This is a genomic window from Burkholderia sp. BKH01, assembly GCF_025685725.1.
In the GTDB taxonomy this organism is placed as follows: Bacteria; Pseudomonadota; Gammaproteobacteria; order Burkholderiales; family Burkholderiaceae; genus Burkholderia; species Burkholderia pyrrocinia_C.
Window position 1 is genome coordinate 61,408 of sequence record NZ_JAOTQT010000010.1, and the last position, 20,336, is coordinate 81,743.

At 66.9% G+C, this 20,336-nt stretch carries 21 protein-coding genes; 3 read left to right on the forward strand and 18 right to left on the reverse strand.

Annotation, left to right across the window (positions count from 1 at the left end; genetic code table 11):
* Positions 1-3 precede the first annotated feature (3 nt).
* From OEJ37_RS16950 to OEJ37_RS16995, 10 genes are all read right to left on the reverse strand, one after another.
* Complete coding sequence (locus OEJ37_RS16950) at positions 4-840, reverse strand: SPOR domain-containing protein (RefSeq protein WP_263344927.1); 837 nt, start codon at positions 838-840, stop codon at positions 4-6.
* Between the two features lie 29 nt (positions 841-869).
* Positions 870-2,180: a bifunctional tetrahydrofolate synthase/dihydrofolate synthase gene (gene folC, locus OEJ37_RS16955; protein ID WP_263344928.1), complete on the reverse strand. Its 1,311-nt coding sequence runs from the start codon at positions 2,178-2,180 to the stop codon at positions 870-872.
* Positions 2,181-2,280: 100 nt separating this feature from the next.
* Positions 2,281-3,153 (reverse strand): acetyl-CoA carboxylase, carboxyltransferase subunit beta, encoded by an 873-nt coding sequence (gene accD / locus OEJ37_RS16960; RefSeq protein WP_006755101.1) that lies wholly within the window; start codon positions 3,151-3,153, stop codon positions 2,281-2,283.
* Between the two features lie 62 nt (positions 3,154-3,215).
* Positions 3,216-4,031 (reverse strand): tryptophan synthase subunit alpha, encoded by an 816-nt coding sequence (gene trpA, locus OEJ37_RS16965; protein WP_174420553.1) that lies wholly within the window; start codon positions 4,029-4,031, stop codon positions 3,216-3,218.
* Between the two features lie 42 nt (positions 4,032-4,073).
* Positions 4,074-4,925, reverse strand: a complete 852-nt coding sequence (locus tag OEJ37_RS16970) for a DNA-methyltransferase (protein ID WP_263344930.1) — start codon at positions 4,923-4,925, stop codon at positions 4,074-4,076.
* Positions 4,926-4,934: 9 nt separating this feature from the next.
* Positions 4,935-6,128: a tryptophan synthase subunit beta gene (gene trpB / locus OEJ37_RS16975; RefSeq protein ID WP_152855574.1), complete on the reverse strand. Its 1,194-nt coding sequence runs from the start codon at positions 6,126-6,128 to the stop codon at positions 4,935-4,937.
* A gap of 55 nt (positions 6,129-6,183) precedes the next feature.
* Positions 6,184-6,885 (reverse strand): phosphoribosylanthranilate isomerase, encoded by a 702-nt coding sequence (locus OEJ37_RS16980; RefSeq protein WP_174420573.1) that lies wholly within the window; start codon positions 6,883-6,885, stop codon positions 6,184-6,186.
* On the reverse strand, positions 6,882-7,694 hold the full coding sequence (gene truA / locus OEJ37_RS16985; protein WP_263344932.1) for a tRNA pseudouridine(38-40) synthase TruA: 813 nt from the start codon (positions 7,692-7,694) through the stop codon (positions 6,882-6,884). Before truA ends, OEJ37_RS16980 begins: the two co-directional genes overlap by 4 nt.
* A complete protein-coding gene (locus OEJ37_RS16990) occupies positions 7,694-9,790 on the reverse strand; it encodes a FimV/HubP family polar landmark protein (protein WP_263344933.1) in 2,097 nt (698 codons plus the stop codon). The genes truA and OEJ37_RS16990 overlap by 1 nt, the downstream gene beginning before the upstream one ends.
* 701 nt (positions 9,791-10,491) lie before the next feature.
* On the reverse strand, positions 10,492-10,695 hold the full coding sequence (locus OEJ37_RS16995; RefSeq protein WP_174420557.1) for a hypothetical protein: 204 nt from the start codon (positions 10,693-10,695) through the stop codon (positions 10,492-10,494).
* A 26-nt stretch (positions 10,696-10,721) separates the two neighbouring features.
* Here OEJ37_RS16995 and flgE point away from each other — a divergent pair, with 26 nt between their 5' ends.
* Positions 10,722-11,966: a flagellar hook protein FlgE gene (gene flgE, locus OEJ37_RS17000; protein WP_175917713.1), complete on the forward strand. Its 1,245-nt coding sequence runs from the start codon at positions 10,722-10,724 to the stop codon at positions 11,964-11,966.
* Between the two features lie 102 nt (positions 11,967-12,068).
* Here the strand turns inward: flgE and asd are convergent, their stop codons facing one another.
* The 8 genes from asd to OEJ37_RS17040 form a co-directional block, all read right to left on the reverse strand.
* On the reverse strand, positions 12,069-13,190 hold the full coding sequence (gene asd / locus OEJ37_RS17005) for an aspartate-semialdehyde dehydrogenase (protein ID WP_174420559.1): 1,122 nt from the start codon (positions 13,188-13,190) through the stop codon (positions 12,069-12,071).
* Positions 13,191-13,272: 82 nt separating this feature from the next.
* Positions 13,273-13,392 (reverse strand): hypothetical protein, encoded by a 120-nt coding sequence (locus OEJ37_RS17010; RefSeq protein ID WP_039319027.1) that lies wholly within the window; start codon positions 13,390-13,392, stop codon positions 13,273-13,275.
* 96 nt (positions 13,393-13,488) lie between these two features.
* Entirely contained in the window at positions 13,489-14,556 is a 1,068-nt protein-coding gene (gene leuB / locus OEJ37_RS17015; protein ID WP_174420560.1) for a 3-isopropylmalate dehydrogenase, read from the reverse strand.
* A gap of 78 nt (positions 14,557-14,634) precedes the next feature.
* On the reverse strand, positions 14,635-15,285 hold the full coding sequence (leuD, locus tag OEJ37_RS17020) for a 3-isopropylmalate dehydratase small subunit (protein ID WP_034179996.1): 651 nt from the start codon (positions 15,283-15,285) through the stop codon (positions 14,635-14,637).
* A gap of 68 nt (positions 15,286-15,353) precedes the next feature.
* Entirely contained in the window at positions 15,354-15,500 is a 147-nt protein-coding gene (locus OEJ37_RS17025; RefSeq protein ID WP_111019903.1) for an entericidin A/B family lipoprotein, read from the reverse strand.
* Between the two features lie 3 nt (positions 15,501-15,503).
* Positions 15,504-16,913 (reverse strand): 3-isopropylmalate dehydratase large subunit, encoded by a 1,410-nt coding sequence (gene leuC, locus OEJ37_RS17030; RefSeq protein ID WP_174420561.1) that lies wholly within the window; start codon positions 16,911-16,913, stop codon positions 15,504-15,506.
* A gap of 233 nt (positions 16,914-17,146) precedes the next feature.
* Positions 17,147-17,905 carry a Tat pathway signal protein gene (locus tag OEJ37_RS17035; protein ID WP_175918674.1) on the reverse strand — a complete coding sequence of 253 codons (759 nt, stop codon included), beginning with the start codon at positions 17,903-17,905 and terminating at the stop codon, positions 17,147-17,149.
* A 32-nt stretch (positions 17,906-17,937) separates the two neighbouring features.
* Positions 17,938-18,759 (reverse strand): hypothetical protein, encoded by an 822-nt coding sequence (locus OEJ37_RS17040; RefSeq protein ID WP_263344939.1) that lies wholly within the window; start codon positions 18,757-18,759, stop codon positions 17,938-17,940.
* A 397-nt stretch (positions 18,760-19,156) separates the two neighbouring features.
* Between OEJ37_RS17040 and OEJ37_RS17045 the strand changes: the two genes are divergently transcribed.
* Both OEJ37_RS17045 and OEJ37_RS17050 read left to right on the forward strand, forming a co-directional pair.
* Positions 19,157-19,489, forward strand: coding sequence for a cupin domain-containing protein (locus OEJ37_RS17045; RefSeq protein WP_263344941.1), 333 nt, complete (start codon positions 19,157-19,159; stop codon positions 19,487-19,489).
* 113 nt (positions 19,490-19,602) lie between these two features.
* Complete coding sequence (locus OEJ37_RS17050) at positions 19,603-20,328, forward strand: glutathione S-transferase (protein WP_263344943.1); 726 nt, start codon at positions 19,603-19,605, stop codon at positions 20,326-20,328.
* Positions 20,329-20,336 lie beyond the last annotated feature (8 nt).

Here is a 20,336-nt window from a genome sequence, read left to right on the forward strand (position 1 = left end):
GCGTTATTGCGTCAGACCGGCTTCGCGCACCTTCGCGATCGCGGCGGTAGCCGCCGCGCGATCCGCGAACGGGCCCGCACGCAGCAGTGTAGCCGTGCTGCCGTCTGCCTGCTTGCGATGCTCGACATATGCGGGCACACCCGCAGATTTCAACTTGGTGGCCCACGAACGGGCCGTCGCGTCATCCTTGAACGAACCGAGCTGCACCGCGAAGCGCGCACCGGCCGGCGACGCCGGCGACGATGCGTCGCCGCTGTCCGGGCTCGCGGCGTCGGCATTCGCAACGGTCGCCGGAGCCGGCTTCGGCGCGGCCGGTTTCGCCGCGGGGGCGGCCGGCTTCGGCGCCGGCTTCGGCGGCGTCACGCTCGCCGTGGTGGTCGTATCGGGTTTCGCGGCCGGCTTGGCGGCATCCTTCGGCGCAGGCGCCGGAACCGCCGCGACGGCGGTGTCCGATGCCGGCGGCTCGTCGTGCGCGACGCCTGCCTGCACGTCGGGCGCGTCGTCGTCACGCGGCGCGACCGCCTGGTGCGCGGGCCGGTTCGGGATGTCGATCGCGATGTCGTCCGTCACCGGCTTCGGGTGCGAATCGAGCACCATCGGCAGCACGATCACGGCGGCCACGACGAGCGCGATCGCACCGACGAGGCGACGGCGCGCGCGTTGCTTTTCTGGAAGGGTCGGATCGAGGAGCAGTGCGTCCGATTCCGGACGCTCGGTGCGGCGCGGGCGCCGCTCGACGCGTTCAGTGCGCTCCGTGCGCACGTTCCGGGAGGTCCCGGTGCGACCGCCGCGCCGCGTGGGCGCGTCGTCGTCTTTTTTGCCGAACGAGAAAATTCCCATGAATGGCTGAGTCCGAAACTGCCCGTCAGTCAGTGTTGCTGCGATTTACGGTAGGCCAGCACGCCGGCAACCGTATGGAAACTGCCGAAAACCACGATTCTATCATTCTCGGATGCTCTTTTTAGTGCATCGCGAAACGCTTCGGCCGGCGACGCGTATCGCGTGACGCTCGAATCGGGCCCCTCCTCCACGCCAGCCTTGCGCAGCGCGCCTTCGAGCTGCTCCGCGGAGGCCGCGCGCGGCAGCGGCAGGTCGGTCACGCACCAGTGGTCGATCTCGCCTTTCAGATGCCGCAGCACGCCGTCGATGTCCTTGTCGCGCATCGCGCCGAACACTGCGTACGTGTACGGGAAGAAGCCCATGTTGCCGAGATTCTGCTCGAGCACGGCCGCCGCATGCGGGTTGTGCGCGACGTCGAGCACGATCGCCGGCTTGCCGGGCAGCACCTGGAAGCGCCCCGGCAGCTCGACGTTCGCGAGCCCGAGCCGGATGTCCTGCGCGGATACCGGCAGCACCGGGCGCAGCGCCTCGAGCGCGGCAAGCGCGGCCGATGCATTGATCAGCTGATTCGCGCCGCGCAGCGCCGGATACGCGAGCGCCGGATAACGCTTCTCGCGGCCGAGGTAGCTCCACTGCTGGCGCTCCGCGCCCGCCTGCGCCTCGTAGCGGAAATCGCGGCCGACCAGCCACAGGTCGGCGCCGATCGCTTCGGCATGGTCGGCGAGCGTCTGCGGCGCGGCCGGATCGCCGCAGATCGCCGGCTTGCCCGCGCGGAAGATCCCGGCCTTCTCGAACGCGATCTTCTCGCGCGTGTCGCCGAGGTATTCGGTGTGGTCGATGTCGATGCTCGTGACGATCGCGCAATCGGCATCGACGATGTTGACCGCATCGAGCCGGCCGCCAAGGCCGACTTCGAGGATCACCGCGTCGAGCCCGCGCGACGCGAACAGATGCAGGATCGCGAGTGTCGTGAATTCGAAGTACGTGAGCGACACGGGCTCGGCCAGCGACGTCCGTGCGGCTTCGACGGCCTCGAAGTGCGGCAGCAGTTCGTCATCGGTGACGTTCTGCCCGTTCACGCGCGCGCGCTCGTTGAATTCGAGCAGGTGCGGCGACGTGTGGCAGCCGACCTTGTAGCCCGCGCGCACGAGGATCGTCTCGAGGAACGCGCAGGTCGAGCCCTTGCCGTTCGTGCCGCCGACGGTGATGACGGGGCATGCGAATTCGAGTTGCAGCGCCGCCTTGACCTGCCCGATACGGGTCAGGCCCATGTCGATGCCGACCGGGTGCGCGCGTTCGAGATGCGAAAGCCACGCGTCGAGAGTGGGAAAAGTGCTCATCGGATCAAATCTGGATCGGTACCGCCACTACGCCAAAAAACGAAGCGCGCCGCCTGACGCTGAAGCCAGGCGACGCGCAGAGTTCACGACCTCGCGCCGATCAGGCCAGCGCGTCGGCCGGCTGTCGCTGCAGCAGCGCGAGCAGCTGCGCGATCTCGTCGCGCATCTTGCGGCGATCGACGATCATGTCGATCGCGCCCGTCGTCAGCAGGAATTCGGCGCGCTGGAAGCCCTCCGGCAGCTTCTCGCGGACCGTCTGCTCGATCACGCGCGGGCCGGCGAAGCCGATCAGCGCCTTCGGCTCGGCGATCACGACGTCGCCGAGGAACGCGAAGCTCGCCGACACGCCGCCCATCGTCGGGTCGGTCAGCACCGAGATGAACGGCAGCTTCGCTTCGGCCAGCTTGGTCAGCATCGCGGTGGTTTTCGCCATCTGCATCAGCGACAGCAGGCTTTCCTGCATCCGTGCACCACCCGACGCCGTGAAGCAGATGAACGGCACGTGCTGTTCCAGCGCGTTCTGCGCGCCGCGCGCGAAGCGCTCGCCGACGACCGAGCCCATCGAGCCGCCCATGAACGAGAACTCGAAGCAGGCCGCGACGACGGGCAGCGTGTGGATCGCACCGCCCATCACGACCATCGCGTCGGTCTCGCCCGTCTCGTCCATTGCTTCCTTCAGACGATCGGGGTACTTGCGGCTGTCCTTGAACTTCAGCGAGTCGACCGGCACGATTTCCTGGCCGATTTCATAACGACCTTCCGGATCGAGCAGCCCGTCGAGGCGCTCGCGTGCACCGATGCGCATGTGGTGATCGCACTTCGGGCACACGTGCAGGTTCGCGTCCACGTCGTTGCGGTACAGCACGGCCTCGCAGGACGGGCACTTGACCCACAGGCCTTCCGGAATGCCCTTGCGGCTTTTCGGGTCGGTCTGCTTGATCTTCGGCGGCAACAGTTTGTCGAGCCAGCTCATCGTATGGTTTCCTGTTCCGTGGCGGGCCGGGCCGCATGGCCCGCCCGCTCCCTGTGTTGTGTTTATCGCGCCGCCTTGCCCGCGCCGTCCAGCGCGGCACGCAGCTCGGCGATGAACGCCTTCAGCGCGGCGGCGGCGCCTTCGGGCGCGGCGCTTTCGAGCAGCTGCACGAGGCGGCTGCCGATCACGACGGCGTCCGACACCTCGGCCACCGCGCGCGCCGTTTCGGCGTCGCGGATGCCGAAGCCGACGCCAACCGGAACCGGCACGCGCGACTTGATGGCCGGGATTTTACCCGCAATGCTCGAAACATCCAGATTTCCCGCGCCGGTCACGCCCTTGAGCGACACGTAATACACGTAGCCGCTCGCGATCTTGCCGACGTCGGCGATGCGTTCGTCGGTCGACGTGGGTGCGAGCAGGAAAATCGGATCGATCTGCGCGGCGCGCATCTTTTCGGCGAATACCCCCGCCTCTTCAGGCGGATAGTCGACGACGAGCACGCCGTCGACGCCGGCCGCCTGCGCTGCGGCCGCGAACGCGTCGACACCCATCCGCTCGATCGGGTTCGCATAGCCCATCAGCACGACGGGGGTTTTCGCATCGGTTTCGCGGAACCGCTTCACGTCGGCGAGCACGCTCTTCAGCGTGACGCCGCGCGCGAGCGCGCGTTCCGACGAGCGCTGGATCACGGGGCCGTCAGCCATCGGGTCCGAGAACGGCACGCCGAGCTCGATCACGTCCGCGCCGCCTGCGGCGAGCGCGTGCATGAATTCGACGGTCTTCGCGGGATCGGGGTCGCCGGCCGTGATGAACGGGATCAGGCCCTTTCGGCCTTGTTCGGTGAGCGCGGCAAAGGTCTGCTGGATACGGGACATGGCAATTTTCCTAGGATTCGTTCGGCGATGCGGCGGCGCGATTCACACGCATGCCGGTGCGACGAGCGCGCTCACGCGCTCGTGCGCGATCGCACAATAACTTTCGTTGATCTCGTAGCCGACGAAGTCGCGCCCCTGCCGTGCGCAGGCCACCGCGGTCGTGCCGCTGCCCATGAACGGATCGAGCACGCGGCCGCCCGGCGGGCAGCTTGCGAGCACCATCCGCTCGACGATTTCCAGCGGCTTCTGGGTCGGATGATCGACGCGCTCCGCGTGCTGCCGGTGCAGGCGCGAGACCGACCAGACGTCCTTCGGGTTGTAGCCCATCTCCAGCCACTTGCTGCCTTCGAACAGCTTGCGCGAGCGGGCCTTCTTCGTGTCGGCGTCGTACGGGATGCGGACCGGATCGAGATCGAAGTAATACGCCTTGGAAACCGCGAAAAAGCCGATGTTGTCGTGCACCGACGTGAAACGGCGCGTCGTGCCCCCCATGCTCGGCACGCGCCGGTCCCAGATGATCTCGTTGACCATCGTGAGCTTCGTCTTCAGGAAACTGAAGATTTCCGGCGCGTACTGCCATGTGCAGAAGATGTACATCGACCCGCTCGGCTTGAGCTTCGGAATCGCGAGCTCGAGCCACTCGCGCGTCCACGCGAGAAACACGTCGCCCGAACGCTTGTCCGAGTCGTTGCCGTAGTCCTTGCCGAGCCCGTACGGCGGATCGGCGACGATCAGGTCGATCGACGCATCCGGCAGGTTCGCGGCATCGGTCAGGAAATCGCGGTTATGCAGTTCGATACCGGACGGCAGCGCGCGCGGCGCGACGGCGGCGGGCTGAACCGCCTCTGCCTCGCTCGCGGCGCCGCCGCCCGGCTCTTCGATCAGGTCACGCATCGGTCGGGGTCAGAGCTCGATGCCCGATCGCTCGGCGACCGTGTGCATGTCCTTGTCGCCGCGGCCCGACAGGTTGACGAGCAGGATCTTGTCCTTCGGCAACGTCGGCGCGAGCTTCACCCCATACGCGATCGCGTGGCTCGACTCGAGCGCGGGAATGATCCCCTCGATCCGGCAGCAGTCGTGGAACGCCTTCAGCGCTTCCTCGTCGGTAATCGCGACATACTGCGCGCGGCCGCTGTCCTTCAGCCATGCGTGCTCGGGGCCGACGCCCGGATAGTCGAGACCCGCCGACACCGAATGCGTCTCGATGATCTGGCCGTTGTCGTCCTGCAGCAGGTACGTGCGGTTGCCGTGCAGCACGCCCGGGCTGCCCGCGATCAGCGACGCCGCGTGATGGCCGGTGTCGAGGCCGTCGCCGGCCGCTTCGACACCGATCAGCTGCACCGCTTGATCGTCGATATACGGATAGAAGATGCCCATCGCGTTCGAGCCGCCGCCGACGCAGGCGATCACCGCGTCCGGCTGCCGGCCCGCGAGCTCGGGCATCTGCACCTTGCACTCGTCGCCGATCACGCGCTGGAAGTCGCGCACCATCATCGGATACGGGTGCGGACCCGCAACCGTGCCGATGATGTAGAACGTGCTCTCGATGTTCGTGACCCAGTCGCGCATCGCTTCGTTCAGCGCGTCCTTCAGCGTGCGCGAACCCGACTCGACCGGCACGACCGTCGCACCGAGCAGCTTCATCCGGTAGACGTTCGCGGCCTGCCGGCGCACATCCTCGGAACCCATGTAGACGACGCACTCCATCCCGAAGCGCGCGCAGATCGTCGCGGTCGCGACGCCGTGCTGGCCGGCGCCCGTCTCGGCGATCACGCGCTTCTTGCCCATGCGCTTCGCGAGCAGCGCCTGGCCGATCACGTTGTTGATCTTGTGCGCGCCCGTGTGGTTCAGGTCCTCGCGCTTCAGGTAGATCTGCGCGCCGCCGAGCGTCTCGCTCCAGCGCTGCGCGTGGTAGATCGGCGACGGACGGCCGACGAAATGCTTCAGCTCGCGCTCGAATTCGGCGACGAAGTCGGGATCGTGCTGGAATTTTTCATACGCCGCGCGCAGTTCGTCCAGCGCGTGAATCAGCGTCTCGGCGACGAACGTGCCGCCATACGGGCCGAAGTGGCCGCGAGCATCAGGAAGGTTGTACATGGTGTCTCTCTCGATCGGTCGATGCGCCCCGCTTTCGGGGCCGCACCGGCTTGCATCACCCGGCGTCCGCTTCGCGCACCGCGCGTACGAACGCCGCCATCCGGGCGTGATCCTTCACGCCCTTCGCGCCCTCCACTTCGATGCCACTCGAGACATCGACAGCAAACGGGCGCAACTGGCGGATCGCATCACCGACGTTTTGCGCGCTCAAGCCACCACTCAAAACGGCCCGATGCGCGAGCTCTACGGGAATAAGAGACCAATCGAAGACCTTGCCGCTACCGCCGTAGTCCGGCACCAGGGTGTCGAACAGGAGGCCGCGCGCTTTCGAATAATGAAGAGCCGATTCTACCAAATCGGACGGCTGCGTCGAGGGGCCGACGCGCACCGCGCGCAACCACGGCAGGCGTGCCGCGCGGCCGAGCGCGTCGCATTGCTCCGGCGTCTCGTCGCCATGGAACTGCAGCAGCGTGAGCGGCACGTCGCGCACGACGGCTTCGATCTCGGCTTCGGTCGCATTCACGAACAGTCCGACCACCGACACGAACGGCGGCGCGAGACGCGCGAGCTCGGCCGCCCGCGCGATCGTCACCGCGCGCGGGCTCTTCGGGTAGAACACCAGGCCGATCGCATCGGCGCCGAGCGCCGCTGCGTGCAGCACGTCCTCGGGGCGCGACAGCCCGCACAGCTTGATGCGCGTGCGCGGCGGCAGGCCGGCGGCGGCGGAAGTCGAAGGAGACACGGCGTGATCCGTCATGATTGCGGGTCCAGATCGGCCCAGACGCTGCTCCACGGCACGCTGCCGAGCTGCGCGGGCGGGACGGCGAATTCCGCCGGGTAGCCGACGTGGGCGAGATACAGCCCGTCGGCCATGAACGTGGGCGCCGCGAGGGTGCGGTCGCGCCCTGCCAGCACGTCGGCGACCCAGTCGGCCGGATAACGGCCGCGCCCGACCGCGACGAGGCAGCCCATCAGGTTGCGCACCATGTGGTGCAGGAACGCGTTGGCGCGGAAGCGGAAATGGACGAACTGGCCCATTCGCCGCACGTCGATCCGGTACAGGTGTTTGACCGGCGTCTTCGACTGGCATTCCGACGACCGGAACGACGAGAAATCGTGCTCGCCGATCAGGTGCGCGGCGGCGGCGCGCATCGCGTCGTCGTCGAGCGACGTATGGATCCAGCCCGCACGCCCGGCCAGCATCGGCGAGCGCACGGGGTGCACGTACAGCACGTAGTAATAGGTGCGCTCGAACGCCGAGAAACGCGCGTGGAACGTCTCCGGCATCGGCTTCGCCCATTGCACCGACACGGTCGACGGCAGGAACGCGTTGGTGCCGCGCACCCACGAGAATGCCTCGCGGTCGAGATCCGTGTCGAAGTGCACGACCTGCCCGAGCCCGTGCACGCCGGTGTCGGTCCGCCCGGCCACCGTCGTATGCAGCGGCACCCGCGCGAACTCGGCCAGTGCATGCTCGAGTCCGTTCTGCACGGTCTTGCCGTGCGGCTGCGCCTGCCAGCCGCAGAATGCCGCGCCGTCGTACTGGATGCCCAGCGCGATCCGCATCACGCCTCGTCCGCGAGTTTCACGAGCAGCGCGCGCGCATCGTCGCGCGTCGCCGCGTCGTTCGCGTCGACCACTTCCTGCAGCAGCGTCCGCGCGCCGGACAGGTCGCCCAGTTCGACGTACTCGGCCGCCAGGTCGAGCTTGTTGCGCGCGATGCGTGCAAGTTCGTCCGGGGTCAGCGCGGGCAGCGCGGCGCCCGGCGCGGACGGCAGGTCGAGATCGAAATCGAGCTTCAGCGCGCCGAACTGCGCGCCGCCGAGCGGCGGCAGCGACGACGTCGCGGACGGGCTGCCCGCGTGGTCGGCCGGCGTCGTCGCGTCCGGATCCCATTCGAACTCGTCGTCCTGGTCGGCCGGATGTTCCGGGGCCGGATCGATCGAGCCAATCGGCGGGTGCGGCGCGGACTGACCGTTAGTTGCAATTTCATCGGTGCCGGACTGCCCTGCCCGGTCAGCCGGCTCATCCGCCGCCAGCGACGGATCGTCCTGCGTGCGCGGCGGCAGCGGCATGTCGAGGCTGCTGAGCGCGCTGATCGCGTTCTGCATCAGCGTCGCGTGCTGCGCTTCGGTCGGCGAAGGCGCGGCGGGCGGCTCGGCCGGCTTGTCGGCGGCCGCCTGTTCTACCGGTTCTGCGTCGTGCAAAGCCGGAGCCGAAGTCGCGTCGTTCTCCGGCGGTACTGCTGCGTGAGCCTGCGCAGGCGGCAATTCAGGCTGGTCGTCATGCAGCTTCGCTACTTCAGGCGCCGGCGATACATCCGCCTCGGGCGGCGCGACCGTCTCCGCCGCTGCGGCAGTCGCCGCGGCGAGATTCATGTCGGCAGCCGCGTCGCGGGCGACCGGCATTTCAGGCAGGATCGGCAGTTCGCGTTCGACGGACGGCGCTGCTTCTGCTTCCGCTTCGGCAGCCACGGCACCGCCCGCTGCAGCGGCTGCAGCCGTCGTGCCCGCATCGTCCGTGTGCCGGCCCTTCCGGCGCCTGCGCCACGCCAACCCGGCCGCGAGGACGATCACGGCCGCGCCGGCCGCTGCGACCGGACGCCAGTCCGTCTGATCCGCAGGGCGCGCAGGCGCCGTCACGGGTGCGACCGGCTGCGCGGGCGCCGATACCGGCTGCGCAGCGCTGGCGGCCACGCCGGACGCCGCTTCGGCTGCAGGCGATGCGGCAGACGGTGCGCCCGCCTCGTTCGCGGCCGGACGCGGCGCGGCAGGCGCCGGCGCAGGCGCGACGTTGTTCGTCGCGGCCGGCTTGCCGATGCCGTGCTTCTGCAACTCCATCAGCACGCGGTTCTTCAATGCCAGCAGTTGCTGCAGGCTCGACGGCCGCGGTTGCGATGCACCCATGGCGGGTGCCGCACCAGCCGGTTCGTTCGTGCCCGAAACCTGGCTGCCCGGCGCGGGCTGGGCAGCGGCCTCGCTCGCGAACGACGGCGCCGACTGGATCGCGCCGCTCCACACATGCGGGCCGCTGGCGCCGGCAGCAGGCGCCGCCGGCTGCATGTTTTCGACAGCCGACGCGCCGTGCGCGGCCGAAGCGCCGACCGAAGCCGACGCACCCGCTGCCGTCGCGACGCTCGCACCGCTCACCGGCGCCGCATGCACGGCCGGCGCCACCGGCGCGGATTGCACGGCCGACCCCGGATGCGGCACGGACGCAACGGGCTGCGCGAGCGCCGCACCGCCCGACGCGGCAGCGGGCGCGGAGGCGGCCGTCGCACCGGATGCGCCGGATGCGCCCGCCGGCGCGAGCGCCGCGCCCGTTGCGTCGAGCGCGGGCACGGTCAGCGTCGCGCCGACTTTCAGGCGACTCGCGTCGCGCTTCATGAACGCCTGCGGATTGGCGTCGAACAGCGCGCGGCCGGCGCGCGCGAGCACGCCGGGATCGTGCGATTGCGTGGCCGCTTTCGCGATGTCGTTCAGCGACTGGCCCGGCTGGACCGTCACGGTAAGCGGCGCGGCGCCGCCGGCGGCAGACGCCGGCAGTTCGCCTGTGCTGGCCGCCCAGGCCGACGCGGCTGCGCCGAGCGCCAGAATCGCCAGGGCGCCACGCACGGCGCGCGACAGACGGGACTGACACGGAAACAAGGAAATTCGGGACATCGTAGGCTCTATCGCCGCGCGCGGGCGCGGCTCGGATTCACGGTTGGAAGCGTCAATAAAGTTGCCGCAGAAATGCAAAAGCGTCGCGCGGAACGCGACGCTTTCGGCGGGTCTGTGCGTCGTAACCGCGTAGTTTACTTCACGCGCTCGCGTTCGGGCCGAATTCATCGGCTGCGGGTGCAACCGGCCGCGCTCGCGCGTCGCGGCACACGCAGCGATCGCGTCGGGCTGCCGCACGGGAAGCGCACTGCAGCCGGCGCGCCGGATCGACCGCAAGGATATGCATCGATGAATGAAAATCCTTGCGGCAACATCGCATCCGGAACGAATGACACGGCTGTTCCCGCATCGCCTCCTTTCCGCGCGCCAAACGACGCGATGCGGGAACAGCCGCGCAAGCGGTTCGGCGCGTCCACGTTTCAGCCGGGCGGTCCGCACACGCGGACATCCGGCGCCGAACCACGACCGGGGTAATCGAGCGCATTCGCTCAACAATTCGCGTCGTCCGCCGTTAATTGATTAACAGCCGTCATTCCAAATAAACCCCGCCGGCCCGCCAATCCCATTCAAATCAACTTCAATTGAACGATAAGAAGTCAATTCCCCCCTCTTATCGCCAAATTGAACACCCCTCCCGCCAAATCCCCGCCCTATAAGGCTTCCGTGCCTGACATCGCGCCCAATTGCTCATACAAAAGCGATCATTTCGACAACAATTCAATTACATTACACAAAATTACACAGATCAAATAATTGCCGTCGCTACGATCTTCTTCAAACAGGAATCGGCGCAATTCGACCATCGCGTTCGCATCTGCCGGAATGGCGGGAACGGGAACGCGATCGGCCGGGCTGACGCCGCGAGGCGCCAGAGGGTCAACGCGCAGTTGCAAGACTGCATTCACTCAACAGCTCGTTACGGGGATCGAAGATGGGCTATCAGCAGGGTTTGAGCGGGTTGGCCGGCGCGTCGAGCAATCTCGACGTGATCGGCAACAACATCGCGAACGCAAACACGACCGGCTTCAAGCAGGGCCGCGCGAACTTCTCCGACATGTATGCGAATTCGGTCGCGACGTCGGTCAACACGCAGATCGGCATCGGCACGAAGCTCGCGTCGGTGCAGCAGCAGTTCGGCCAGGGCACGATCAATACGACCCACTCGTCGCTGGACATCGCGATCAACGGCAACGGCTTCTTCCAGATGTCGAGCAACGGCGCGACGACGTACTCGCGCGACGGCACGTTCCACCGCGACAAGACCGGCGCCATTGTCGACTCGCAAGGCCGCAACCTGATGGGCTATGCGGCAGGCGCAGGCGGCGTGATCAACACCGCGCAGACCGTGCCGCTGCAGGCACCGACCAGCAACATCGCGCCGCAGGCGACGAGCAAGATCACCGGCCAGTTCAACCTGAACTCGCAGGACAAGGTGCCGGCCAAGACGCCGTTCAACGCGAGCGACAACACGACGTACAACTACAATTCGTCGATCCAGGTCTACGACACGCTCGGCGGCTCGCAGCAGGTCACGATGTATTTCGCAAAAAGTGCCGCCGGCACCTGGCAGGCCTACGCGGGCGTGCAGGGCCAGACGCCGACGAATCTCGGCACCGTCACGTTCGATGCATCGGGCCGGATCAGCTCGACGACGTCGGCCGCCACCGGCCTGCCTACGCCGAGCCTCGGCCAGTTCGCGTTCTCGATCCCGAACACGACGGGCGGCGCCAACCCGCAGAACCTGACGCTCGACCTGACCGGCACGACGCAGTACGGCGGGAAGGACGGCGTGAACAACCTCGCGCAGGACGGCTTCGCGAGCGGCACGCTGACGACGTTCTCGATCGGCACCGACGGCAAGCTGACCGGCAACTACTCGAACGGCCAGAGCGCGGTGCTCGGCCTGATCGCGCTCGCGAACTTCAACAACCCGAACGGGCTCGTGAACATCGGCGGCAACCAGTATGCGGAGTCCTCCGCGTCGGGCGTGCCGCAGATCTCCGCGCCGGGCAGCACGAACCACGGCACGCTGCAGGGCAGCGCGCTGGAAAACTCGAACGTCAACCTGACGACCGAGCTCGTGAACCTGATCACCGCGCAGCGCAATTACCAGGCCAACGCGCAGACGATCAAGACCCAGCAGACGGTCGACCAGACGCTGCTGAACCTGCGCTGATCCGCGCATGAAAAACGCGCCGCGCCAGCCTTGACATCATCAAGGCCGACGCGACGCGTCATCTTGTGCAGCCCGGCCCGCAGGCCGGGCACGCAAACGGGCTTACTTGTCGAGCAGGATGCGCAGCATGCGGCGCAGCGGCTCGGCCGCGCCCCACAGCAGCTGGTCGCCGACCGTGAATGCCGACAGGTATTCGCCGCCCATCGCGAGCTTGCGCAGGCGGCCGACCGGCACCGTCAGCGTGCCGGTGATCTTCGCCGGCGACAGGTCGCGCATCGATGCTTCACGCTCGTTCGGCACGACCTTCACCCAGTCGTTCGCCGATGCGAGGATGCCGTTGATCTCGTCGAGCGGCACATCCTTGTTCAGCTTGATCGTCAGCGCCTGCGAGTGGCAGCGCATTGCGCCGATCCGCACGCACAGGCCGTCGACCGGGATCGAACCCGGCTCGCCCATCGCCGGCTTGCCGAGAATCTTGTTGGTTTCCGCGCCGCCCTTCCACTCTTCCTTCGACATCCCGTTGCCGAGATCCTTGTCGATCCACGGGATCAGCGAGCCGGCGAGCGGCACGCCGAAGTTGCTGGTCGGCATCGCGTCGCTGTTCATCGCGGCCAGCACGCGGCGGTCGATGTCGAGAATCGCGGAAGCCGGATCGGCGAGTTGCTCCTGCACCGCGCCGTTCAGCGTGCCCATCTGCGACAGCAACTCGCGCATGTTCTGCGCGCCCGCGCCCGATGCGGCCTGGTAGGTCATCGCCGTCATCCAGTCGATGAGGTTCTCGCGGAACAGGCCGCCGAGCGCCATCAGCATCAGGCTGACCGTGCAGTTGCCGCCGACGAAGTTCTTCGTGCCCTTGACGAGCGCGTCCTTGATCACGTCGAGGTTGACCGGATCGAGGATGATGACCGCGTCGTCGTTCATCCGCAGCGACGATGCCGCATCGATCCAGTAGCCGTTCCAGCCGGCCGCGCGCAGCTTCGGAAACACGTCGTTCGTGTAGTCGCCGCCCTGGCACGTGATGATCACGTCGCACTTCTTCAGCTCGTCGACGTTGGTCGCGTCCTTGAGCGTAGTCTCGTTTTTCGCGAACGACGGCGCCTTGCCGCCCGTGTTGCTGGTGCTGAAAAACACCGGTTCGATCAGGTCGAAATCGCCCTCTTCCTGCATGCGCTGCATCAGGACGCTGCCGACCATGCCGCGCCAACCTACGAGACCTACGTTCATGACTAACCCTTTGAATGGAGCTTCCCCGCCATTTCCGTCCCCGGCGTGACCGCGCGGGGAAACAGGCGGGCACGACGGACGATCAGCGTTTAATGATCGTTTTCGTGGTAATGGTTTTCGTGATGACGATGGCGCGCGTACCCGCACGGGCAGTGTTGCCGTGGAGTTTCAAGACCGGGGAGATCAGGGAAATCAGCGCCATCGTTCGAGTCTACACAAACCTATTCGGCCGCACAACGGCCAACCCGGAGCGAACGCGCCGTTTTTACCGGCCGCGTTCGCACCCTTTACTGCCTGCTTACAGCGCCGCGACCACCGCGTCGCCCATCGCCGCCGTACCGACCTGCTGGCAGCCCGGCGTCGCAATGTCGCCCGTGCGGTAGCCCTGTTCGAGCACCGTTTTCACCGCGCGCTCGATGCGATCGGCCTGCTCCGCGCGATTCAGCGAGTAGCGCAGCAGCATCGCGGCCGACAGGATCGTCGCGAGCGGGTTCGCGATGCCCTTGCCCGCGATGTCCGGCGCCGAACCGTGCGACGGTTCGTACAGGCCCTTGTTGTTCTTGTCGAGCGACGCCGACGGCAGCATGCCGATCGAGCCCGTCAGCATCGACGCTTCATCCGACAGGATGTCACCGAACATGTTGCCCGTGACGATCACGTCGAACTGCTTCGGCGCCTTCGCGAGCTGCATCGCCGCGTTGTCGACGTACATGTGCGACAGCTCGACGTCCGCATATTCCTTCGACACGTCGATCATGATGTCGCGCCAGAACTGCGACGTTTCGAGCACGTTCGACTTGTCGACCGACAGCAGCTTCTTCGCGCGCTTGCGTGCGGCCTGGAACGCGACGTGTGCGATGCGGCGCACTTCCGGTTCCGAGTAGCGCATCGTGTCGAAGCCTTCGCGCTCGCCGGCGAACGGGCCGTCCGGTGCGGCGCGCACGCCGCGCGGCTGGCCGAAGTAGATGTCGCCGTTCAGTTCGCGCACGATCAGGATGTCGAGGCCCGCGACGAGCTCGGGCTTGAGCGGCGACGCGTCGACGAGCTGCGGATAGCAGATCGCCGGACGGAAGTTCGCGAACAGCTCGAGATGCTTGCGCAGCCCGAGGATCGCCTGCTCGGGGCGCAGCGCGCGCTCGAGCGAGTCGTACTTCCAGTCGCCGACTGCGCCGAACAGGATCGCGTCGGCTTCCTTCGCGAGCTTCAGCGTCGCGTCGGGCAGCGGATGACCGCTCGCCTCGTAGCCCGCGCCGCCGACCGGCGCCTGCTCGAGTTCGAACTTCTCGTCGAGTGCGTTCAGCACCTTGACCGCTTCGTTGACGATTTCCGGACCGATGCCGTCGCCGGGCAGCACTGCAATCTTCATGCGTTATTCCTGACTGGGTAGGTTATGGAGGCAGGCCGGCGAACGCGCGGATAGCGCGCCCGCCTCGAAGGCGATATATCAGCCGACCAGCTTGGTGTTGAGCCACGGCTGCTTCACGAGCCGCTCGGCTTCGAACTGGCGGATCTTGTCCGCATGGCGCAGCGTGAGGCCGATGTCGTCGAAGCCGTTCAGCAGGCAGTACTTGCGGAACGCGGCGATCTCGAACGGATACTCGCGGCCGTCGCCCGTGCGCACGACCTGCGCGTCGAGGTCGATCGTCAGCTGGTAGCCGTTGAACGCGTACGTGTCGTTGAACACGTGATCGACCTGCTGCTCGGTCAGCACGATCGGCAGCAGGCCGTTCTTGTAGCAGTTGTTGAAGAAGATGTCCGCGAAGCTCGGCGCGATGATCGCGCGGAAGCCGTACTGCTGCAGCGCCCACGGCGCGTGCTCGCGCGAGCTGCCGCAGCCGAAGTTCTTGCGCGCGACCAGCACCGATGCACCCTGGTAGCGCGGCTGGTTCAGCACGAAATCGGGATTCAGCGGACGCTTCGAGTTGTCCTGCCCCGGCTCGCCGTGATCGAGGTAACGCCACTCGTCGAACGCGTTCGGACCGAAGCCCGTGCGCTTGATCGACTTCAGGAACTGCTTCGGGATGATCGCGTCGGTGTCGACGTTCTCGCGATCGAGCGGCGCCACGACGCCGGTATGTACTGTGAATTTTTCCATGATCCGTCTATCCGGTTGGAGGGCCGGCGTTCAGCCGGCGCACATCGACAAATTCTCGGCGGGAATCGTCACTCCGCGGCGCGCTTCAGCGCGTTGCCGGCGGCGTTGACGTCCTGCCCGAAGCCCTGGACGGTATTGCAGCCCGCGAGGCCGAAGCCCAGCCCCGCGAGCGCCAGCGCGGCAACCAGCCGCGTTATGATCTTCGATGCCGTCACGCGTTACCCCAGCTTGCGAATGTCGACGAAGTGACCTTCGATCGCCGCGGCCGCCGCCATCGCGGGGCTCACGAGGTGCGTACGACCGCCCGCGCCCTGCCGGCCTTCGAAGTTGCGGTTCGACGTCGACGCGCAGCGCTCGCCCGGATCGAGCCGGTCGGCGTTCATCGCGAGGCACATCGAACAGCCCGGCTCGCGCCATTCGAAGCCCGCATCCGTGAACACCTTGTCGAGCCCTTCGCGTTCGGCCTGCGCCTTCACGAGGCCCGAGCCCGGCACGACCATCGCGAGCCGCACGTTCGACGCGATGCGACGGTTCAGCTTCTTCACGACATACGCGGCCGCGCGGATGTCCTCGATCCGCGCGTTCGTGCACGAGCCGATGAAGATCTTGTCGACCTTGATCGATTCGATCGGCGTGTTCGGCTCGAGCGCCATGTAGGCCAGCGCACGCTCCATCGCGTCGCGCTTGACCGGATCCTTCTCGCGCTCGGGATCGGGCACGCGACCGTCGATCGACGTGACCATTTCCGGCGACGTGCCCCACGTGACCTGCGGGACGATCTCGGCTGCGTTCAGCTCGACGACGCGGTCGAACTGCGCGCCTTCGTCCGACTTGAACTGGCGCCAGTATTCGACGGCCTGATCCCATTCCGCACCGGTCGGCACGAACGGACGGCCCTGCAAGTAATCGATCGTCGTATCGTCGACGGCGACCATGCCCGCGCGCGCGCCGGCCTCGATCGCCATGTTGCAGACCGTCATGCGGCCTTCCATCGTCAGCGCGCGAATCGTCGAGCCGCCGAATTCGATCGCGTAGCCCGTGCCGCCGGCCGTGCCGATCTTGCCGATGATCGCGAGCACGATGTCCTTCGCGGTGCAGCCGCGCGGCAGTGCGCCCTCGACCTTCACGAGCATGTTCTTGCTCTTTTTCTGCAGCAGCGTTTGCGTCGCCAGCACGTGCTCGACTTCAGACGTGCCGATGCCGTGCGCGAGCGCGCCGAACGCGCCGTGCGTCGACGTATGCGAATCGCCGCACACGATCGTCATGCCCGGCAGCGTCGCGCCCTGCTCCGGCCCGATGATGTGGACGATGCCCTGGCGCACGTCGTTCATCTTGAACTGCGTGATGCCGAACGCATCGCAGTTCGCGTCGAGCGTGTCGACCTGCAGCTTCGAGACGGGATCGGCAATGCCGTGGCTGCGGTCCGTCGTCGGCACGTTGTGATCCGACACGGCCAGGTTCGCGCTGATGCGCCACACCGGGCGGTGCGCGATCTTCAGCCCTTCGAACGCCTGCGGGCTCGTGACTTCATGCAGCAGTTGACGGTCGATGTACAGCAAGGTCGTGCCGTCTTCCTCGGTGTGGACGACGTGGGTATTCCACAGTTTGTCGTAGAGAGTCTGTGCCATGGGTATGCGGGGTCGTTGTGACTACAAGCCTTACGGATGCGGTCGATTATGCCACGCAGAACGCGTCGCGGCGCAGGCTGGACGCGGAAAAACCCATTAAAAACAGTGATTTGGCTGGTAGTGCCAATACCTGTATCGGCATTACCCGGCAAATGAGGCGCGCCGGGCCCGGATGACCTCGATCGCGGATCGCGTCGCCCGGACCGGGCGCGACGGGCCGGAACCCGACTGCCTCAGCCGTTCGGATATTCGCGATTGATCAGGTCGAGCCGCAGCATCGCGAGCTGCATGCCGGCGTTGCTCATCAGGTAGAGATCGCGGCGGCGCATCGCCGGCTGCTGCGCGGACGTGTCGTAGAACGTCGGCAGCGCCAGCCCGGCCGGCACCGCCGCCTGCATCCCCGCCGCATTCGACACACGCACCGCGATCGACGCCTGATCCGCGTGCGTGACGATCGCGACCGTGCCGAGCGCCGCGGCCGAGCCGGCCTGCCTGACGATCGCGGCGGCGACGCCGTCGGGCGTCGGTATCGGGCTGCCGGCGACCGCCGCAGGCGTCGCGATCGACGTCACGCCGCTCGTCAGCCCGTACTTCGACGCGAGCACGGCCGCCACTTCCTGCTGCGCGAAGACCGGCGCCGCAATCGTCTGGCGAAGCCGGAACACGGCATCGGCGATCGCTTCGTTCACGGGCCCCGGTACGGGCACGGTGCCGGACGCCGCCGCACGGCTGCCGAAGCCGTACGCGACGATCGTGCGGATGAGGCTCGCATCGACGGTCGGCGGTGCCCACGAAAAGAAGGTGTCGAACAGGTAGCCGGTCTCGTCGGCGGCCGTTGCGCGATCGTTCAGCTCGGTCGTCAACTTGCCGAGCATCTGGCGCTGCAGCTCGGCATCGGAGGCCGGCGCGTCGCTCGCGAACACGGGCGTGGCGGCCGCGCACGATGCGGCGAGCGCGGAAGTAGAAGCCAGGAAATGGCGGCGGGTCGTCATGGTCATGAGAATCGAGTGGAGAGCGGAAGGCGTCAGCCCTTCGGGAACGCCTGCATCGTCGCGGCCATCGCGCGGCCGAGCATCTGCGCATACATGTCGTGCACGAGGTAGAGGCTGCGGTTGCGCGTCCACGGCTGGCCCGATTGCGGGTCGTAGAGCGTCGGGAGCGGCACCTCGGCAACGGCAGCCGCATTCATGCCCGCCTGCCGCGAAGTCTGGATGCAGCGCTTCGCATGATCGCGATGGCCGACCACCGCGACGGCGCCCATCGCGGCCGCGCCGCCGGCGCGCGACACGGCCACCGCCGCGACGCCGGCCGTGCTCAGGTACACGATCGTGCCGTCGCTCGCGATCGTCGGTTCGATCGACGACAGTACGTCGGCGCCCATCCCGTATTTCGATACGAGAAAGCGCGCGATCTCCCACTGCGCGTAGACCTTGACGGGCTTCAGCTGATGGATGCGATAGACCGCGTCCGCGAGCGCTTCGTTGACCGGCCCCGGATCGGGCAGCGCGGACTGGTTGCCGCCCGTGCTCGACGTGTTGCCGCTCGCCGCGTTCGGACGGTTGCCGAAGCTGTATGCGACGATCGCGCCGATCTGCGCGGCCGGCACCGTCGGCAGATCCCAGGTGAAGCCGACATCGGTCATCGCCGGCACGATCGCATTGACCGTCGCCGCGTCGCCGAGCTGCGCGTTCAGCTTCGCGGACATCTGTACGGCAAGTGCGCTATCGGTGATGGGCGCCGACGTGACGTCGTCGCCACCGCATGCGCTCAGCAGCGGTGCCGCCGCAACGGCGGGTGCGGCGGCAAGAAATTTTCTGCGTGAAGAAGCCGACGAATTCAGATTCATAAGAGATACGAAACGATGCGAACAACGCCGGCAGCAGGTCGCGGCGTTGCAAATCGCGGGTTCACGGGAAAGGACAATCGGGCACGTCGCGCGATTGGGAGACGGGCGACAGGATCGACGCACGGATCGGATCGCTGCGCTCTGTCGATCGACGATGCTGGATCGTAGTGGGTGTTTATTAAATTGCGGTGAACCTGTCGATCGAATGCAGGCGATCGTCATGCCGTTTCATCGATGGACGAGCGCGTTTCATCCGTGGCGAGAGAACGCAGCCACCGTTTCACCGGTGGCGAGCATGCGATTCGCGCGCATGGTCGCGCACTGCACGGCGATCTCCGGAATTCGCGTTACGATGGCGCGACGCACGCCCCCACGATCCGACCCGGAGCCCACCACGATGAAGCTCGGCCTGAACGAATCGCTTGCTCGCCTCGACGAAGAAGGCACGCTGTTCACGACGTTGTTTCAGCACGGCACGCTCGACGTCGAGCTGTACCGGCCGCGTATCGAGGACAAGCAGAAGCCGCATGCGCGCGACGAGGTCTACGTGATCACCACCGGCACGTCGCGCTTCGTCGTCGACGGACGCGAATGCGACGTCGCAGCCGGCGACGCGCTGTTCGTCCCTGCGCACGCGGAGCACCGCTTCGTCGGTTTCTCCGACGACTTCTCGACCTGGGTGTTCTTCTACGGCCCCGAAGGCGGCGAACGCGGCAACCGCGGCGCATGACGGGCAGCACTTTTCTTGCGATTGCCTAGACTGTCTATTCGCGGCGGACCGCGCACGGCCGCTCGGTTGTCACGATAGCTCAAGCATCCGGTTCAACTGGACAGGAGAACAGCATGCGATACGAACTCTATTACTGGCCCGAGATCCAGGGCCGCGGCGAATATGTGCGGCTCGCGCTCGAGGCGGCCGAAGCCGACTATGTCGACGTCGCGCGCGAATCGGGCCGCGGCATGGGCGTGTCGGCGATGATGCGCATGATGGACAGCACGAAAGCGGAATGCGTGCCGTTCGCGCCGCCGTTCCTGAAGGCCGGCGATGTGGTCGTCGGGCAGACCGCAAATATCCTGCTGTTCCTCGGCGCGCGGCTCGGGCTCGCGCCCGACGACGAGGCCGGCCGGCTATGGGTGCACCAGCTCCAGCTGACCGTCGCCGATTTCGTCACCGAGATCCACGACACCCATCATCCGATCGCAAGCGGCCTGTACTACGAGGACCAGAAAGCGGAAGCGGCCGAGCGCGCGACCGATTTCCTCGAGAATCGGCTACCGAAATTCCTCGGCTATTTCGATCGCGTGCTCGAACGGAATCCGCACAGGAGCGGCTATATCGCCGGCAGCGCGCTCAGCTATGCGGACCTGTCGATGTTCCAGCTGATCGACGGGCTGCGCTACGCGTTTCCGAAGGCGATGAAGCGCGCCGAGCGGAAGGTCGCGGGGCTCGTCGCGCTGCACGACCGCGTCGCGCGGCATCCTCCCGTCGCGCGTTATCTCGACTCGGAGCGCCGCATCCCGTTCAACGACATGGGAATCTTCCGACACTATCCGGAGCTGGACGAATAGCGGCGTGC

Coding starts and splice junctions, on each gene's coding strand:
- OEJ37_RS16950 (WP_263344927.1), bottom strand. CDS start 840: ATGGGAATTTTCTCGTTCGGCAAAAAAGACGACGACGCGCCCACGCGG.
- folC (WP_263344928.1), bottom strand. CDS start 2,180: ATGAGCACTTTTCCCACTCTCGACGCGTGGCTTTCGCATCTCGAACGC.
- accD (WP_006755101.1), bottom strand. CDS start 3,153: ATGAGCTGGCTCGACAAACTGTTGCCGCCGAAGATCAAGCAGACCGAC.
- trpA (WP_174420553.1), bottom strand. CDS start 4,031: ATGTCCCGTATCCAGCAGACCTTTGCCGCGCTCACCGAACAAGGCCGA.
- OEJ37_RS16970 (WP_263344930.1), bottom strand. CDS start 4,925: ATGCGTGACCTGATCGAAGAGCCGGGCGGCGGCGCCGCGAGCGAGGCA.
- trpB (WP_152855574.1), bottom strand. CDS start 6,128: ATGTACAACCTTCCTGATGCTCGCGGCCACTTCGGCCCGTATGGCGGC.
- OEJ37_RS16980 (WP_174420573.1), bottom strand. CDS start 6,885: ATGACGGATCACGCCGTGTCTCCTTCGACTTCCGCCGCCGCCGGCCTG.
- truA (WP_263344932.1), bottom strand. CDS start 7,694: ATGCGGATCGCGCTGGGCATCCAGTACGACGGCGCGGCATTCTGCGGC.
- OEJ37_RS16990 (WP_263344933.1), bottom strand. CDS start 9,790: ATGTCCCGAATTTCCTTGTTTCCGTGTCAGTCCCGTCTGTCGCGCGCC.
- flgE (WP_175917713.1), top strand. CDS start 10,722: ATGGGCTATCAGCAGGGTTTGAGCGGGTTGGCCGGCGCGTCGAGCAAT.
- asd (WP_174420559.1), bottom strand. CDS start 13,190: ATGAACGTAGGTCTCGTAGGTTGGCGCGGCATGGTCGGCAGCGTCCTG.
- OEJ37_RS17010 (WP_039319027.1), bottom strand. CDS start 13,392: ATGGCGCTGATTTCCCTGATCTCCCCGGTCTTGAAACTCCACGGCAAC.
- leuB (WP_174420560.1), bottom strand. CDS start 14,556: ATGAAGATTGCAGTGCTGCCCGGCGACGGCATCGGTCCGGAAATCGTC.
- leuD (WP_034179996.1), bottom strand. CDS start 15,285: ATGGAAAAATTCACAGTACATACCGGCGTCGTGGCGCCGCTCGATCGC.
- leuC (WP_174420561.1), bottom strand. CDS start 16,913: ATGGCACAGACTCTCTACGACAAACTGTGGAATACCCACGTCGTCCAC.
- OEJ37_RS17035 (WP_175918674.1), bottom strand. CDS start 17,905: ATGACGACCCGCCGCCATTTCCTGGCTTCTACTTCCGCGCTCGCCGCA.
- OEJ37_RS17040 (WP_263344939.1), bottom strand. CDS start 18,759: ATGAATCTGAATTCGTCGGCTTCTTCACGCAGAAAATTTCTTGCCGCC.
- OEJ37_RS17045 (WP_263344941.1), top strand. CDS start 19,157: ATGAAGCTCGGCCTGAACGAATCGCTTGCTCGCCTCGACGAAGAAGGC.
- OEJ37_RS17050 (WP_263344943.1), top strand. CDS start 19,603: ATGCGATACGAACTCTATTACTGGCCCGAGATCCAGGGCCGCGGCGAA.